The organism is Rubidibacter lacunae KORDI 51-2, assembly GCF_000473895.1.
Taxonomy (GTDB): Bacteria; Cyanobacteriota; Cyanobacteriia; order Cyanobacteriales; family Rubidibacteraceae; genus Rubidibacter; species Rubidibacter lacunae.
The window spans coordinates 82,966-98,912 of the sequence record NZ_ASSJ01000081.1; the positions used below are offsets into that span (position 1 = coordinate 82,966).

Below are 15,947 nucleotides of genomic sequence, written 5' to 3' on the forward strand. Positions count from 1 at the left end.
CGACTAAGTGGTAAGGTTGCTTGCCGAACTATCGGGTCTTGAGCGATCGCGTCTGGCTGCGTTCAGATTGTGACGGGCGACCGCACGAGACTCACGAAATTCGCAAGCAGCTGCAAGCCAGCGTGGGATGATTTTTCCGGATGGAACTGCGCGGCCATCACGTTGTCGATCGCGATCGCAGCGGTGACGGTTTGGGTGCCGTGGGTCACCGTAGCGGCATCAACCTGTTGCGGGTCCTGCGGGGCGACGTAGTAGGAGTGGACGAAGTACATCTGTGGGTGCAGTGGCATGTCTCGCCAGAGTGGATGCTGCGGCTGCACCAAATTCAGCGCGTTCCAACCCATGTGCGGGATGGCAATGCCCGGTTCCGGGTGAAAGTGCCGCACCGTTCCAGTAACGATGCCCAAACCAGGCTCGTTGCCTTCCTCGGATGAATCGCACAGCACCTGCATCCCCAAGCAAATGCCCAGAAATGGCTTACCCGAGGCGATCGCGGCTTTGATAGGTTGTTCTAGATCGCGCTCGCGCAGGCGGCGGGCGGCCGGATCGAAGGAGCCGACACCGGGCAGGACGACGGCATCGGCGTGCAAAATGACCTCGGCATCGGCGGTGACCTGGGGCATTGCACCCGCGCGTTCCAGTCCCTTGCACGCCGAATGCAAGTTGCCCATGTCGTAGTCGATGACGGCAATCGTCGGCACGATCGTCCTCCTTCTCGGGATTGGTTGTGGTAGTGTCTCCCATCTTCGCACTGCATCTCCGCACTGCCTAGGAGATTTGGAACGGCGATCGCGCTGCCACCCTCCAAAACAGCCCAGCGACAGACCCAGCTGCACGCCCAGTCGGAACGTAGCGTCGGAACAAACCTCATCCCGATGACGGAGTCTAATTCCATCCCCGTAACCATCCCGTCCTGCCAGTTTGCCCTTCACCGAGCCGATTTGGCAGGTGCTGCACGCCACACTTCAATCCGGCTAAACCTTAACTGCCGGAATTTCAAGCCTGTGGGGCAACTGCAGGCGGACGGCCCGCGACCCGATTCACGCAACCCGATTCAAACGTTTGACAGAACGATCGCGTCGAGCGAGCGGCAACGGGGCGATCGCATTCGGCGAGTCGCATGCAGATTTGTGATAATCGAAGGAATTCGTTCGCAAACACGGTCGGAATGTTCACGATTGACTTAACCCTGAAGTATTCGCCCCTGCCGCTGTCGGTTCAGCGTAAAGAACAAGAGGGCGCTGAGGCTCTGTACCAACAGATTACGGCTGCGATGCGCGGCGAGCCGACCTTGCTGGAGCTGACCTGCGAGAAAGACGATGGCAAAAAGATCGCGGTCTTCAGCGACCAGATTAGCGGCGTCATTCTCTCGCAAAAAACTGGAGCGGCTGCAGCCGGACGCGCACCCGGTTTCTTCACCCCCACGGACGATCGCACCTAGAATCGAGCATGAGCGAACCGGCAATTCGCACGCGCGATCTGGGATTTCGGTGGCGACGTTCGACGCCCGTCCTTCAGGGCTGCACGCTTAACGTGCCGCAGGGCGAGTTTTGGATGCTGTTGGGCACGAATGGGAGCGGTAAGTCCACACTTCTGCGCTTACTGGCAGGGATTTTGACGCCCCAAACAGGCGAGCTGGACGTATTGCCGCCGTTGGGCTTTGTCTTCCAGAACCCCGATCACCAGCTCGTGATGCCGACGGTGGGTTCGGATGTGGCCTTCGGACTTGCCGCCGAACGGTTGACCTTCGTGCAAGTGCGCGCGCGGGTCCGAGAAGCCCTGACTGCGGTGGGGTTGCTCGACCTCGAACGGCGGCCGATCTACGCTCTCAGCGGCGGTCAGAAGCAGCGCGTGGCGATCGCGGGCGCGATTGCCCGTCACTGCCAGGTGTTGTTACTAGACGAACCAACGGCACTGCTGGACCCGGACGCGCAACTGGATCTCGTCGCTCAAGTCCGCGAACTCGTGCGATCGCGCGGCTTGACGGCTTTGTGGGTAACCCACCGCCTTGAAGAACTAGATTACTGCGACGGCGCGATCTTGCTCGAACGCGGCTGTGTTGCCGACCGCGGCGACCCCCATCGCTTGCGCCAGCGCCTCGAATGCCAGCAAGCGCCGCTCTAGGGTCGGTCTGAATTGATGCGATCTACTGCACCTTCTGACGTTGAGTTGAAAAGAATTTCTTGACTTTCTCGGACTCAGAAAGGCGAAGGGTGCGTGCTGGTTTGATACCGAATCGGAACCTATGATGTAGCAGCAGGCGATCGGCGGCCTGTGAAGAGTTTTCGCAGCGCGCCGAGCGGACCGCGCTCCTTCCACGGCAGCGCATCTGCACCGGCGTTACCCAGCGCCTGCGTGATGCGATCGAGCACGATCGCCAGGATGACGATGCTGATGCCTCCCACGCCGGCCAGACCGATATCCAAGCGACCGATGCCGCGGTTGACCATTTGCCCGAGACCCCCGACAGCAATCAGCGATGCAATGACGACCATTGAAAGTGCCAGCATCAGCGATTGATTGATGCCTGCCAAGATCGTCGGCATGGCCAGAGGTACCTGTACCTGCCAGAGAGTTTGGCGCGGCGTTGCTCCGAAGGCACGCGAGGCTTCGACAACATCGCTCGGAACGCCGCGGATGCCGATGTTCGTCAGACGAATCAGCGGCGGCACTGCAAAGACGAAGGTGACGATCGTACCCGGCACTTCGCCTGTACCGAAGAGCATTACCACGGGGACCAAGTATACGAACGCGGGGAGCGTCTGCATCGCGTCTAGCACCGGGCGAGCTGCCCGTTCGGCATGCTTGTTGCTAGCCGTCCAAATTCCCAGAGGAATTCCCACAACCGCACACAAAATCACCGCAGTCAGAATCAACGATAGCGTCACCATCGCGTCATCCCATGCTCCGATCGCGCCGACGACGGCCATTGCTACCACGCTGAAGATTGCCGTGTTGCGACCGGCAATTTGCCACGCGATCGTCAGTAGTCCCATCAGAAGGGTGAGGGGGTGGACGGCATCGACGAAGAACCACTGGATGCCGTTCAAGACGATGCGAATGCTGTCGCTTAGAACTTGGAAAAACGGCCGACAATACTGGACGATGATGTCAACAATGACAAACTCGAGCCACCGATCGAGTGGAATTAGCGCGTCATTCCCAAACGGCCATAGCTCGGCAGGAAGGGGAGTTGCACTCAGTGAAGAAAACAGCTCGATGGCGACATCAGACACGATTAAAGAGTCTCCTGGCTTCTACGGGAGAAGGTGTCGGGGCAGCGATCGCAGGACGGCAAGACTTCGGATTTGGCTGGGAGGACCGTATTGCATGCAGAGCTGCGTGGGGGTCTTTTAGATAATCGCCTGAGGTTTGGCAGCTGCAACTGCCGCGATCTCTTCGGCGACCGCGCGCTGGCTGAGGCGACCGATGCTGCCTAAGATGTCGGCTGGATCGACGACCCCTGCCAATTGACCGGATTCGTCAACGATCGCAACGGGGAGGCCGAAGCGACCGAGGTGCGCCACCTCCTCGATCGATGCCGAAGCAGTCGCCTGTGGAAATTCTGCGCGCAGTACCGTGCGGATGTCCTCGCAACCGCCTGCCAAGGCCGCGGCTAGCGCCCGGGCTTCAACGATGCCGGCGGGTCGGCCGGTGCTATCGACGAGGTAGGTCTGTTGGCGATCGCAGTCTTGCAGGTGCTCTAGGGCTTCCCGGACCGAACTCTCGCCGAGGACAATCGGCTGGACGATACGGACGATCGAACCGGTTTTAAGCACCTGCGCGCGATTGACATCGAGCATGAAATCGCGGATGTAATCATTCACCGGATGGGTGACTAGTTCTTCTGGGGTTCCTACCTGCTCGAATGCGCCCGCCTGCATCACAGCTACGCGATCGCCGATTTTGAGCGCCTCGTGAATGTCGTGGGACACGAACACGATCGTTTTGTGTAGCTCGCTTTGCAGGCGGAGTAGCTCCGCTTGCATGTCGCGGCGGATCAGCGGGTCGAGGGCGCCGAAGGCTTCGTCCATAAGCAGTACATCTGCTTCCGTCGCTAGCGCCCTTGCCAGGCCTACGCGTTGCTGCATACCACCGCTCAACTCCGCAGGCAAGCGGTCGGCCCACTGGCTCAAGCCCACGACCTCGAGAGTTTCTAGCGCGCGTCGTCGCCGTTCGCGTGCGGCCATACCGCGCACGGTCAGACCGTACTCGGCATTTTCAGCAACGGTCAAGTGCGGAAAGAGGGCAAACTTCTGGAAGACCATTGCCATCTTCGTGCGGCGGATATCTCGCAGGCGATCGGGCTCGGCATGGGTAATATCCTCGCCATCGAGATAAACGGTGCCGCTGGTCGGTTCGATCAAGCGATTGAGACAGCGCAGCAGCGTCGATTTACCCGACCCCGACAGTCCCATGATGACGAACAGTTCTCCGGGCTGAATTGCAAAAGAAACGCCTGCAACACCGAGAACGTCGCCGGTTTGCTCCAAAATCGACTCGCACGTACCGCCTGCCCGGAACAATTCCAGTGCCGACCGCGGTTTCTTGCCGAAGATTTTGACCAAGCTCTCGACGCGAATCTTCGGCTCGGAACTGCCCATCACTGCGCTCTCAAAATTCTACTAGCTGCAAGCCCCCGACATCGCGAACAACATCAATCCAGCTGCCGCTCTTGCCGCTAAAACCTTCGTTGCACGATTCTATCACCGCATTCCGCAGGCTCCAGACACGGGTTCGCTCCAGGGTGACAGGCAGGTCAACGAAACCCCGGAGCGCATCAAACAGGGCGGTGGTTGGGGGCGCTAGAGCGAGGAGTTATAGAGAAGAGATCGAAAGCATCGTCGCTCAAGGTAATCGAACTCTCCAACGCTCGACGGACCGCGTGCATTAGCGACTTGCTTGGAGAACCAACTCCTTTTGCTCCCGTGCGGCGATCAGAATGTCTCCATCGGCGGCGATGTCTGCAACAGCTATATTGCCGGCACGTAGGGCGTCGGCCAAAATCGCTTCTGCCAGTCGATCCTCCAGCATGTGTGTCAGCGCCCGGCGCAACGGACGCGCCCCATACGCTGGATCGAATCCGACCTCGATAGCACGAGCCTTGAACGCTGCGGTAACCTCAAGGCCGATGTCTTGCTGCTCGTGTAAGCGCGTGCGGATGTCCTCGAGAATAAGGTCGGCAATGCGTGCCAATTCGTCGCGGAGGAGCTGTCGGAAGACAACTACTTCATCGAGGCGGTTGATGAACTCGGGCCGGAAAGTATTCTTCAACTCCTCGTTGACGCGATCGCGGATGCGCTGATAGCGAGCGCTGTCGGCGTCAGTTGCCAACTCGAAGCCCAAACCGCCACCGCCTTTTTCGATCGCCTTCGAGCCGAGGTTGGACGTCAAGATCAACACGGTATTGTTGAAATCGACTGACCGACCATGGGCATCCGTCAAATGCCCGTCATCGAGGACCTGCAATAGCAAATTGAAGATATCCGGGTGTGCTTTTTCAATTTCATCGAACAGCACCACGGTGTACGGGCGGCGGCGCACAGCCTCGGTCAGCTGGCCGCCCTCGTCGTAACCGACGAACCCAGGCGGCGACCCGATCAACTTCGAAACGCTGTAGCGGTCCATGTATTCGGACATGTCAAGGCGAACCATTGCTGCTTCGTCGCCGAACATATAGGCAGCCAAGGCTTTTGACAGTTCCGTCTTCCCCACGCCTGTCGGTCCGCAGAAGATGAAACTGGCGATCGGACGGTTTGGGTCCTTAATGCCCGCGCGCGCGCGCCGCACGGCTCGTGCCACGGCGGTAACGGCTTCGTCCTGACCGATCACCCGTTGGTGCAAGGATTCCTCGAGGTGCAGCAACAGCTCCGACTCAGTTTCGGTCAACTTGCTGACTGGAACGCCCGTCCAGGATGCCACGATCTGGGCAATATCCTCGGAACTGACGACGGGATACTCGCAACTAGTATTGTCATCGAGGCGATCGCCCGACGGCTCTCCACCGATGGTGGCTTGCTTGCGCTCCATCGACTGACGCAAATGCAGGCGGGACCCGGCTTCATCGATCAGATCGATTGCCTTGTCTGGTAGGAAGCGATCGGCAATGTAGCGATCGGAAAGCTTGGCTGCGGCTTCCATTGCGGACTCGGCAATCCGCACCTTATGAAACTCCTCGTAGGGAGCACGCAGACCCTGCAAGATTTCAATGGTTTCATCGACCGTTGGTTCGTCAATGAGAATGCGCTGGAATCGACGTTCGAGCGCGGCGTCCTGCTCGATGTACTTCCGGTACTCATCGAGAGTGGTCGTTCCCAAGCACTGCAGCTCGCCGCGCGCAAGGGCGGGTTTGAGCAAGTTCGCCGCATCCAAGCCGCCGTCCATGACGCCACCGCCAATCAGGGTGTGGATCTCGTCAATGACCAAAATGATGTTTCCCGCCTCACGAACCTCGCTCACAATTGCCTTTAAGCGCTCCTCAAACTCCCCGCGGAAGCGCGTACCGGCAACCAATGCCGCCATGTCTAGGCCGATCACGCGGCGGTCTCGCAGAGCTTCAGGAACGTCGTTACGAACGATGCGCTGGGCAAGACCCTCCGCGATCGCCGTCTTGCCCACGCCCGGTTCGCCGACCAGGATGGGATTATTTTTTGTGCGGCGTCCGAGGATCTGAATGGCGCGCTCCACCTCTTTGTCGCGGCCGATAATCGGGTCGAGCCGATCTTCGGCTGCTTTTTGCGTCAAATCGGTGCCGAACTCTGCCAAGCTGCCCCGAGGCGAGCGGCTGTTCGAACCGAAGGCACTGCGAGTGGGGCGCCCACCCACAGTTGCTGCTTCTGACTTTACCGAGGAATCGGTTTCAAAGAATGCTTGCAAGTTTTCCTGCAGCTGCTCTAAGTCTACGGACAGCTTGCCCAGGACTTTAACCGCAACGCTTTCTTCAGTTATCAACGCGTAGAGCAGGTGTTCGGGGCTAATGTGCTTGTGTTCGTGCTGGCGGGCAATTTGCAGTGCTTGCTCGAAAACGCGCTTGGCTTTGGGTGTAAAGGGAATATTTGCTGACGAGCCGAACGACCCTCGACCGATCGACTCTTCTACAGCCTGCCGTCCGACTTTGAGGGTCACGCTCTGCTCGGCGAGTAGCCGTGCAGCCGTGCTCGTTCCCTCGCCGACAAGCCCTAACAAAATTTGCTCGCTGCCCACGAGGTTTTGCCTCATGCGCCGGGCTTCTTCTTGGGCAAGCATAACGGACTTAATTGCCTTGTCTGTAAAATGCTCAAACATGTTTAAGGTGTGAGCGCTGGCTCAACGTGTATTTTTTTCTTTACGCTTCCTCTAACCCTACCGCCAAGGGGGTAGATCATTCAGTAGGGGAACCCGCACGACTAACGATTTGGGTCCGAGCGAAAACTTGTGTTAACTTTTATAAATTTTGCAGGCTTCTGCGGCATCCTGCCTCACTCACAAGATGCATATTCCGCGCCAGTACTCGCCTGGCTTAGGCCCGACAAGTCTCGGGGGCGGGGGGAGTGGTCTCGACGCGCACTGAGCCCCGCCCGGATGCTGCCAGCAACTGTGCGACGGCCAGCCGAGCGCGATTGTTAGCTTCTTCGAGCAAACCGCTAGCACAGGCTGACGTTACGATTTTGTCCAGTGTTTGATGGGCGGCCAGAGTTTGTAATTGCGGAGCGACATCCGGGCCGAGTCCTAGAAACCCGCGGTCGTAGGTGTATACGCGCGACCGACGAACGTCGATTTTGCTGTCGAGGATCTCGGGAGCGGGCAGCCGAATTCTCACGGCATTGCCATCAAGAACGGTTACGCGATCTGGTGTCAACTCCTGCAAGTCCACCCCCGCCCGCACTTGTCCGTGAGCGATGTAGAGAAGACGCGTAGAGGCGATCGGTACGTTACCAACGCGTCGCTCCTGCTCAACGGGAACGACAGCTTCCATCGAGAAAACGGCAGTGGTTAGTTCGCTTGCCCCTCGGACTTGGGTGACGACTAGAGTTGGCACGTCTACTTCGGGAGCAGCCGGCGGCGCGCCAACCAGGTCGTCCAGCCAGGTGAACGCGCTCGTGCCCGCTCTCCAGATTCCGATGAGGATCAAAAGCAGCATCAATCCAAGACCGCTGGTCGTTGCCAACAACAGGTTCTTTAGAAACCTTCCATATTGGTCGGGCGATGCAGACGTGCGAGCGGTTGATGCAATGTCGGGCTTGTCGGTCAGGGTCGGGCGATCGTCGAGTTTCACGGCGGGCAACCTGTGGCGGCGGCAAAACGCAATCGCCGTAAAGGAGGAGCGGGCTGATTCGGTCGCGATCGCTACTCCATTTTAGCCATTCGTCCGAGCTAGGGCTGAAGAGGTTTTTTTGCCCCGACAACGGATACCTTGGGAATGTCAACTGCTTTCGAGGGGGCGACGTTGGCGTCGGATCGCGACGCTCGGCCGAACAGTCGGAAATAGGCCGAAACGCAGCACTCCTTCATCGGGAAAGCCAAAAACGTCAGCGGATTGACCGTGACGACGATATTCCGTGCATCGCGAACGGCCAAATTCAGAATTTGTGCGGCAACCCAATCTGCAGACATGACCCCAATCGGATTGAGATTGCTCTTAAACGGTCCCAAGATCAACTTGCGAATCGTACAGGGAGCGTCCAAGCGGCGCAGCGTTACTAAGTCACCGAGCGCGCGTTTGGACAGTTCGTATAGCGGGCTGATTGCCGGACCCACTTCAGCTTCCGACGTGTTTACCCACACTTCCTTACGGGCAATGTCGGTGTTGGTGCGGACGGTTTGCAGGAATGCCTCCATTAACCGCCAGCTCGAGAAGGTATTGACCTCGTAAGACTGCGCGATCGCGGCGGGGGAACGGTCGCCGTGCACGTTAATGCCGTGATTGAGCACGAGGATGTCGATGCGCTCTAGCATTGCAATGAGCTCAGTTTCCCCACCAACTTTCCACGTCAGCGTTTCCAGCTCCGTGCCGTCGGAAAGCACGACCGGTTGCGATCGCGAGCTGAGCGCGACGACCTTCGCACCGCGAGCGCGGAGCTGTTCCAGGAGCGCCCGGCCGAGCGTTCCGGATGCACCCGTAACGGCAACGCGTTTGCCAGAAAGTGAAAGTGCCGTACCCATGAGCTTGTCAAAAATGGTTAAAGTGCTGCAATAGTAGGCGCGCTGGTTGTCGAAGTGGTGGCGCCAATGATATTCGCGATTGACAAACCAGTTGCCAGGCCGGCCTGAGAACTTACCCGGCTGGTGCGTGAGATCGGTAAGCTCGTCCGCACGAGCCCAGCCGCTGCCGCGCGCGATCGCCCCGAGCAAAAAAACTGTCGTATATGCCGTGCCTGCTAAGGCCGTCCATTGGGGCCACACGTACCACGGGAGCAAGCTCAACAGCAGCATGACCAGACATTCCGGCACGTCGTTAATCCACTGCGAGCGTCGGTAAAGGCGCAAATCGGCTGAGAGATCGGGGCGGAAGGTGCGGTGGTGGATGCCGTGCAGCCGATACAGCCAAGACCACCGGTGCGATAACCAGTGGTAAGTATCCCGAACCCACTCAACCCAAACGATTGCCGCAGCCGCGACCGCGATCGTTCCCAGTCCATTCAATCCGGTCATTATTCGCTTGCTATTCGTTTCGACCCATTGCCGATGATAGGCTAATGCTAGGTAAAAATTACTCCCTCCCCGCCGGAACGCTCGCGTTTGCTCGGCGGTTCTTGAGAAAACGCTGCCTGTCCAAGGACCTTACCGCAGTATCTTTACAAAAGTTTATGGTTCTCGGATAAGCTATTAGAAACTGTTGCCCTATGCCGCTGCGGCGGCAATCCGGACGCACTATGCCCGAACCATCCTGGACCGAGCGCGACCGCTTCGACAAGCTGGATCCCATCAGCTCATTCCTAGCCGATTGGGTCGATCCGACCGAAGACGAGGACGAATTTCGCAGCGACTTCTTCGACGGTATGGCCGGCAGGCGCCGCAAGGCAGCCTTTGCGCTGATGATGGTCTGGGGAACAACGATCTCGCTGCATTTGGTGTCGTGGGGAATTTGGGTCGTTCTCGGTGCGACTGCCTTGGCAGGGGTGTATTTGTTGCAGCTGGCATTGCGGCGGCCGCGTCCGCTCCCGGAGCCATTGGGGACCTTGGATTCGGATAAAGTGCCATCCGTGTCAATTTTGGTGTCCGCCCGCAACGAGGAATCGGTCGTCGGCGAACTCGTCGAGTCGCTTTGCAACCTGGACTATCCTGTCGATCGCTACGAGGTCTGGCTTGTTAACGATCGGAGTACTGACGGTACGGGTGCCGTGCTGGATTCCTTGACTCGCCAGTACGATCGCTTGCAAGTCTTGCATCGACCGGCGATCGCGGGAGGCGGCAAATCTGGAGCCCTCAACGACGCTCTGGCTCGAACGCGGGGCGAGATCGTGGCCGTGTTTGATGCTGACGCACAGGTACCGCGTAATTTGCTGCGGCGAGTTGTTCCCCTATTTTTGGCATCGGAGCGTGTGGGGGCAGTGCAAGTTCGCAAAGATATTGAAAACGAACCGCTAAACTTTTGGACGCGCGGGCAGTGGGCCGAACAAGCTCTCGATGCTTATTGGCAGCAACAGCGTGTTGCAGCGAGCGGGATTGGAGAGTTGCGCGGTAACGGTCAGTTCGTGCGGCGGGCAGCGCTGATGCGATGCGGGCGCTGGAACGAGCAAACAATCACAGACGACCTCGATCTAACATTGCGCCTGCAGCTGGACGATTGGGAAATTGATTATCTTAGCGACCCCCCAGTGGGGGAAGAAGGCGTCACGCGAGCGATCGCCTTATGGCATCAACGTAACCGTTGGGCTGAAGGCGGCTACCAGCGCTATCTGGACTACTGGAGGTTGCTGGCGCGCAACCGGTTGGGCTGGCGCAAATCTGCCGACCTCGCTGTTTTTGCGTTTCTCCAATACGTGCTGCCGACGGCAGTCATCCCCGATACATTGATGGCTCTGTGGCGACATCGCTTGCCCTTGTTGGCACCTCTTACTAGCCTCAGCTTGTTAGCGATCGCTTGGGGGACCTGCGCGGGGGTACGACGCGTGCGCGACAAGGAGCTAAATCTGAGGGCGATACTGGCAATTCTCGTCAGGAGTCTGCGCGGCGCCATCTACATGCTGCATTGGACGCTGGTAATTCCGAGTATGACCGCCCGGCTATCGGTGCGTCCGAAGCAATTGAAGTGGGTGAAGACCGTCCACCAAGGCACTAACGAGCAACAGGCGCGCTCGGCTTGATGAGTGCAACGCTTGCAGTTTTCTAGCGTTTAGCAGGCAATAGAGTCCTGCAGGCGAAACGAGTGAATGCTGCGCTTGCCCAAAATCACGATGGTTCCCGGTCGGATGCCAGTGGCTGTTAGTTCTGCCGTCGTGAATTTTTTCCCTCCAGACATTTTCCCAATACTGGATCGATCGACTGTTGGGCATGCTGCGGCGAATCCTGGGACACGTGAAGCGGACCCGATACTAAAAATTCCCGACATCTTCCCGCGATCGCCGATGATATCGAGAACCCCTTCGCCCTAGAGTCACGGAAACGAATTGCCGAGCTCGCGCGCTCTCAGCCGGCCGTCCTTGCCCACGGACTTGACGAGTGGACCGATCTCTCGTTGACTGCCGCAATAGCAATCGCGCGTCCAGCGTCAGAATCTGGGGACTTTGGTAACAATATTGCCGGCAAAATTTAGACAGTGTTCGACACCGAAAATCGCAAGCGGGAAAAACAGCGCGTCGATCTCGCGCTCCCACCCGCTGGCGGAATGGCAGAGAACGAGTTCGGGCATCGCGTGGAAAAGGCGATCCATGTCGTAGAATCTATCGATATTGCAGTGACAGTACCGGGCCGATCGCCCGCACGTGCGCCCTAACGACGCGATCGCGCCTCGGTCCGAATTCCTCGCGCGTGGCGGCGGCCGGACTCGGCAACCGAACTCGTTCAGTTAGGGCTGTTGCTACTGACACTTAACAGCGCTTGCTACGATCTTCGAATATACTCGCGTATCGTCGAAACCTAAGATAAACCCAAGATTCATGGCCTCCTACACCGCTACTGCCCGCGCCGAGATGAGCGAGCTGCGTCGTTTGAAAACGCTGCTGCCGCCCGAGTTGCAAAGTTGGGTGATGGTCGAAGCCACAACAGAAGTCAACCCGCCGCTGATTCGCTGCGAAGAAATCGGTCGCGACGAAGTTGAAATTCAGCTCGATTTGGCGAAGTGGGACGTTCTCGCGATCGACCAACGCAACTTAATGTTCTGGCACGAGGTCGCGCGCATCCAAAACGACACGATTCCTCGCGAAGGCTGGGAGATGGCTGCCCTGGCGATCGGTCTCGGCGGTGCCGTTGGCGAGCTATGGGTTCAGGACGGTTTGCTGCTAATTTTGGCACTCGGGTTGTGCGGAATCTCCGGGTATCGCCTCTGGCAGAAAAACAATGGCGATCGCACCCTCAAAGAGGCGATTGAGGCCGATGAAAAGGCGATCGCGTTGGCGACGCGTTTTGGTTACACGCTCCCCAATGCTTACAAAAGCTTGGGTAGTGCATTGAAAACCCTCGCCGAGCGCACGCCGAACAAGCGCGGTCGCAAGCGCTACGAAGCCCGTCTGCAGTCCCTGCGTCGCAGTGCTTCTAAGGCAAAAGCCCGAGCGCAGAGCAAGCGAGATGGGACGGGCGAAGAGCGAGGCGTTCGCGAAGGTCGCCAACCGATCTAAGTCCCCAAGCGCTCTGCGTAATGGCGGCAAGATCGTCCGGACCGACACCTCACTCGTGCTGCGGGGCCGGCAGCCTTGTGCCAGTTGGCTTCATTGCCGTCAAGCGATGCTGCCGCGTTTGCGCGCTTCTTTATAAGACGTGCCGACATTCTGCAAGCCGGCACGAATCATCTGTTGTTCGAGTAGGGCAAAGAACCGGGCGCGATCGCCGCCGCGCACGACCGCTTGGTTGTGGGCCTCGGCCAGCGCGACGGGGTAACCGAAGCCTTTGTGGACTTGTGCCAGTACGATACCGAGCGTACGGTCCAGCAGTTTGGCATCTTCAGCAACCCAGGCGGGAAGGTCCACGCGCGCGATTTCCGTACCGACGTGCAGATAGCAGAAATAGACGCGCGATCGCTCGTCGTACCAATCCAGCACCCGTGCGGAGCTGCGCCATAGCGGGCCGCGCTCGCCCGGCTGCAGTAGTTCTTGCCAAAAGGTTGCGTCGCGCAGCGGGTGGACCCGCTGGCATGGCAGGCGATCGCTAGCGTCGCTGCAATGTTGCGAGCAATTCGGTACGGGATAGGGACATGCCTGCAAGCGCAGGAAATTCAAGGCCTCGCTGCTGCGCGAGGCGCTGAGGTAGCCTGCCAGGGGAATGCGCGCCGCTCGCAGCTGCTCCCACGCGCTCAATATGGGGATCAATAGGCGATCGCGTGCTCCTGAAGGCAGGGACTCGAGAAACCAGAAGACGAGCGAGCCGTCCAACAGAGCCAGGCTCGGACCGGGATGGGCGCCGGGTGGGTTGACCCATCGACAGGCCATCTCGGCCAGTGCTTGGGCTTCCGAAACCGTGCGGCGATACCCTAGCCACTCTTCGGTGCGAATGCCCCACTGCCGCGATTCATTGAGATCTTCGGGACGATAAAACACTTCCGGCAGGCTGTCGAGCAGTGGAAACAGGTTCTGCCCGTAATGCAGCATGACGCGCCCGATGTTAATCAAGTAGCAGTAGGCAATTTCGTGGTGGGACGGAGAAATCTGCGATCCGTCGGTGGCAAAGACGCTATGCGCAGTTGGCGGCGGCACGACTGGCACCCGAGTTCCCAGAGGTTCCGTGGGCTCCGCGGCGGTGAAGAAGAGGCGATCGCGCCACTCTTGCTGGACTGCACGCAGCTCGGCACGACGCGCGTCGGCGGCGAGCTGCAGCTGCGCGGCTCGTTCCAAGCGCTGGCGACCTGCGCCGGCCTCGTGCTGTAAGTGTTGGCTGATGCCAGGAAGCTGCCGTGCCAGTTTGGCTAAGTCGAGCATCGCTCTCCCCGCGTATCGGGTTGTACTGACCTAGTCAACAGGAATAGTATACAGGTACTGTTTCCATTAATGTCTGTTAGGGGCATGCCTCTGGGGGAGCGAGCAGCAAGTTGGGTGATGCATTCTGAGGCTATTGCTTTGGAGCGGGCGCTGAAAAAACTCACCCGCGAACGTTGGGTTTGCTCGAGCTCGTCGAGTTCCGTCGAGAGATACCAGATTAGGGAGATTTTGTCGCAGATCGCGCGACTGGATCGAAATATTTTCCCGGATCCGAGGCGATCTAGGCGTAACACAACGTTGGAGAGCTGGCGTAACACTACATCATTGAGGTTGGTCGGGCAGCGACGTCAAACCAACCAAGATCTTGCTATTCAGTTAGTAGTTTGTGCTCACTTTAGTTGCGTCCAGAGCAGTTCGGACCTGCTCGAACCAAGAAAACCTTTTATCCCAGGGCGTGCCCCAGTTCCACAAGTGTCGTTCGGCAGCTCGAGCGCAGGCGATCGCCTCATCTTCGTTACCGGTGCTCCGCGCGATTGCGGCCAGTGCCAAATGCGGTTCGGCAATCCACGGATTGAGTTGCGCAATCGCTTCTAGCACGGCGCGATCGCTTTTTGTAATAACAGATTGCCCGGGTAACCGCAGATAAAGGTCGAGTGCTTTCCGTTCCCGATCTCGGTCGAGAGTCTGCGTACAGCGATTGAAGATCGGCGGCACGACTGTGGGAAACCCCGACAAGCTTGTCGAGCGTTCTGGCGACAGCAACGTTGCCAGCCTCGATACCCGATGCATCCACAATCCCGGTCGCTTCCCCAGCCGGCAGGTTTGCTCGGCGATATTTGCCAGCTCGACGATTAGATATGCCGCAATTGCGGCAGGTGGCAAGTCCAACCATTCGCCTGTTGCCCAATTCTTGGCTGGCAAGCCCACAGATGGAATACAACCGGCTGCCAGCAGGTCGCGTTGTAAGCGGCAGCGATCGAGCGTACAGAACAAAAACACCAAGGCTTCAGCAGTCGGACCGATTGCAGCTTGCAATACCTCGCGCCGGGCGGGCGCGATCGACGGTAGCGGATAGGCATCGGTAGCGTAAGCGCTGTGAAACCAACCGCACCGGGCAATCGGATGGGGTTGCTGCCAGCAGGTCAAGATCCGCCAGGTGCCGATAAGATGAGCGTCAAACGTGCCGACATCGTGGGGAAATGCGGCTGCTTGTTGGTGCTCCAAGCACGCCAGCATTGCCGGTACCTGCGGATCGATTGCGGCAAGAGCGTTTCCAGATGGTGCCAGGGCTGCGAGTGGAAGGGCTGCTGGGTCGGGATGGCGAGGTGCTGCGCTCAACTCCTCAGCAATGTCAACAAGACAACTTGCAAAGCCTGCAGTTGTCCAACTGAGAGCGGGATCGGGCGGGCGCAGCGGTCGAGTCGCAAGCGCGCCGACAAAACGCATCAGGGCTACAGCACGCGCGTTGAACGGGGTGGTTGGGGACGGCATGGCGATCGTGTTTGCAGAGTAGACAATTTGCTTCAGGCTACGTGCGCTCGAGCCCAGGCCGGTTGTAGCGACTTACCAATAGTGGCGGGCCGCAGCCAAGCCAGGGCATGGCTTGCAGGGAATCTCGGTCAACACGATCGATTGGGAAATGTAGCATCCACACCTCGGTTTCTCCTGACAACGTTTGCCTTGCCCCTTTCCTTTATCTCATTGCCTGCTTCATTCACGATGCTAAGTAACTAGGAGAGCCAGGTCTGGAGTCCTGAACAGTGAGGGTGGTGCAGGTGCGGAACCCTCCCTTTGCGATGCTCCTAGCCCAACACGAGCATCACACGTCTCAATCACACCATTTGGTACTTCGAGCACGGCCATCATCCATAGATTGCAATGGTTTGAACCTCCAGTACG

At 58.6% G+C, this 15,947-nt stretch carries 14 protein-coding genes; 4 read left to right on the forward strand and 10 right to left on the reverse strand.

The genetic code is table 11. The features are described from left to right. Positions 1 to 62: 62 nt before the first annotated feature. Positions 63 to 701, reverse strand: coding sequence for an imidazole glycerol phosphate synthase subunit HisH (gene hisH, locus KR51_RS15285; protein ID WP_022609002.1), 639 nt, complete (start codon positions 699 to 701; stop codon positions 63 to 65). A gap of 467 nt (positions 702 to 1,168) precedes the next feature. Between hisH and KR51_RS15290 the strand changes: the two genes are divergently transcribed. Beyond that, on the forward strand, positions 1,169 to 1,441 hold the full coding sequence (locus tag KR51_RS15290) for a hypothetical protein (RefSeq protein ID WP_022609003.1): 273 nt from the start codon (positions 1,169 to 1,171) through the stop codon (positions 1,439 to 1,441). 8 nt (positions 1,442 to 1,449) lie between these two features. Then, on the forward strand, positions 1,450 to 2,124 hold the full coding sequence (locus KR51_RS15295) for an energy-coupling factor ABC transporter ATP-binding protein (RefSeq protein WP_022609004.1): 675 nt from the start codon (positions 1,450 to 1,452) through the stop codon (positions 2,122 to 2,124). 119 nt (positions 2,125 to 2,243) lie between these two features. Here the strand turns inward: KR51_RS15295 and KR51_RS15300 are convergent, their stop codons facing one another. From KR51_RS15300 to KR51_RS15320, 5 genes are all read right to left on the reverse strand, one after another. Next, complete coding sequence (locus tag KR51_RS15300; RefSeq protein ID WP_022609005.1) at positions 2,244 to 3,236, reverse strand: ABC transporter permease; 993 nt, start codon at positions 3,234 to 3,236, stop codon at positions 2,244 to 2,246. A 117-nt stretch (positions 3,237 to 3,353) separates the two neighbouring features. Beyond that, the gene (locus KR51_RS15305) at positions 3,354 to 4,604 is read right to left on the reverse strand and encodes a quaternary amine ABC transporter ATP-binding protein (RefSeq protein WP_022609006.1); all 1,251 of its coding nucleotides are present in this window, start codon (positions 4,602 to 4,604) and stop codon (positions 3,354 to 3,356) included. 286 nt (positions 4,605 to 4,890) lie between these two features. Next, positions 4,891 to 7,284, reverse strand: coding sequence for an ATP-dependent Clp protease ATP-binding subunit (locus tag KR51_RS15310; RefSeq protein ID WP_022609007.1), 2,394 nt, complete (start codon positions 7,282 to 7,284; stop codon positions 4,891 to 4,893). A 214-nt stretch (positions 7,285 to 7,498) separates the two neighbouring features. Next, positions 7,499 to 8,254 (reverse strand): DUF4230 domain-containing protein, encoded by a 756-nt coding sequence (locus tag KR51_RS15315; RefSeq protein ID WP_022609008.1) that lies wholly within the window; start codon positions 8,252 to 8,254, stop codon positions 7,499 to 7,501. A 98-nt stretch (positions 8,255 to 8,352) separates the two neighbouring features. Next, entirely contained in the window at positions 8,353 to 9,630 is a 1,278-nt protein-coding gene (locus tag KR51_RS15320; RefSeq protein WP_022609009.1) for a bifunctional sterol desaturase/short chain dehydrogenase, read from the reverse strand. A 221-nt stretch (positions 9,631 to 9,851) separates the two neighbouring features. Here KR51_RS15320 and KR51_RS15325 point away from each other — a divergent pair, with 221 nt between their 5' ends. Continuing rightward, positions 9,852 to 11,285, forward strand: a complete 1,434-nt coding sequence (locus KR51_RS15325) for a glycosyltransferase (RefSeq protein WP_022609011.1) — start codon at positions 9,852 to 9,854, stop codon at positions 11,283 to 11,285. Between the two features lie 29 nt (positions 11,286 to 11,314). On the opposite strand, the gene KR51_RS21050 is transcribed toward KR51_RS15325, so the two are convergent. Together KR51_RS21050 and KR51_RS19910 are read right to left on the reverse strand one after the other, a co-directional pair. Beyond that, positions 11,315 to 11,440 carry a hypothetical protein gene (locus KR51_RS21050; RefSeq protein ID WP_269634921.1) on the reverse strand — a complete coding sequence of 42 codons (126 nt, stop codon included), beginning with the start codon at positions 11,438 to 11,440 and terminating at the stop codon, positions 11,315 to 11,317. Between the two features lie 421 nt (positions 11,441 to 11,861). Next, positions 11,862 to 12,008, reverse strand: coding sequence for a hypothetical protein (locus KR51_RS19910; RefSeq protein ID WP_156915143.1), 147 nt, complete (start codon positions 12,006 to 12,008; stop codon positions 11,862 to 11,864). Between the two features lie 69 nt (positions 12,009 to 12,077). On the opposite strand from KR51_RS19910, the gene KR51_RS15330 reads away from it, so the two are divergent. Then, positions 12,078 to 12,755: a DUF3318 domain-containing protein gene (locus KR51_RS15330; RefSeq protein ID WP_022609013.1), complete on the forward strand. Its 678-nt coding sequence runs from the start codon at positions 12,078 to 12,080 to the stop codon at positions 12,753 to 12,755. 99 nt (positions 12,756 to 12,854) lie between these two features. Here KR51_RS15330 and KR51_RS15335 read toward each other — a convergent pair whose 3' ends face one another. Together KR51_RS15335 and KR51_RS15340 are read right to left on the reverse strand one after the other, a co-directional pair. Continuing rightward, a complete protein-coding gene (locus KR51_RS15335; RefSeq protein ID WP_022609014.1) occupies positions 12,855 to 14,048 on the reverse strand; it encodes a DNA double-strand break repair nuclease NurA in 1,194 nt (397 codons plus the stop codon). Between the two features lie 375 nt (positions 14,049 to 14,423). Further along, a complete protein-coding gene (locus KR51_RS15340) occupies positions 14,424 to 15,539 on the reverse strand; it encodes a DUF6817 domain-containing protein (protein ID WP_022609015.1) in 1,116 nt (371 codons plus the stop codon). Positions 15,540 to 15,947 lie beyond the last annotated feature (408 nt).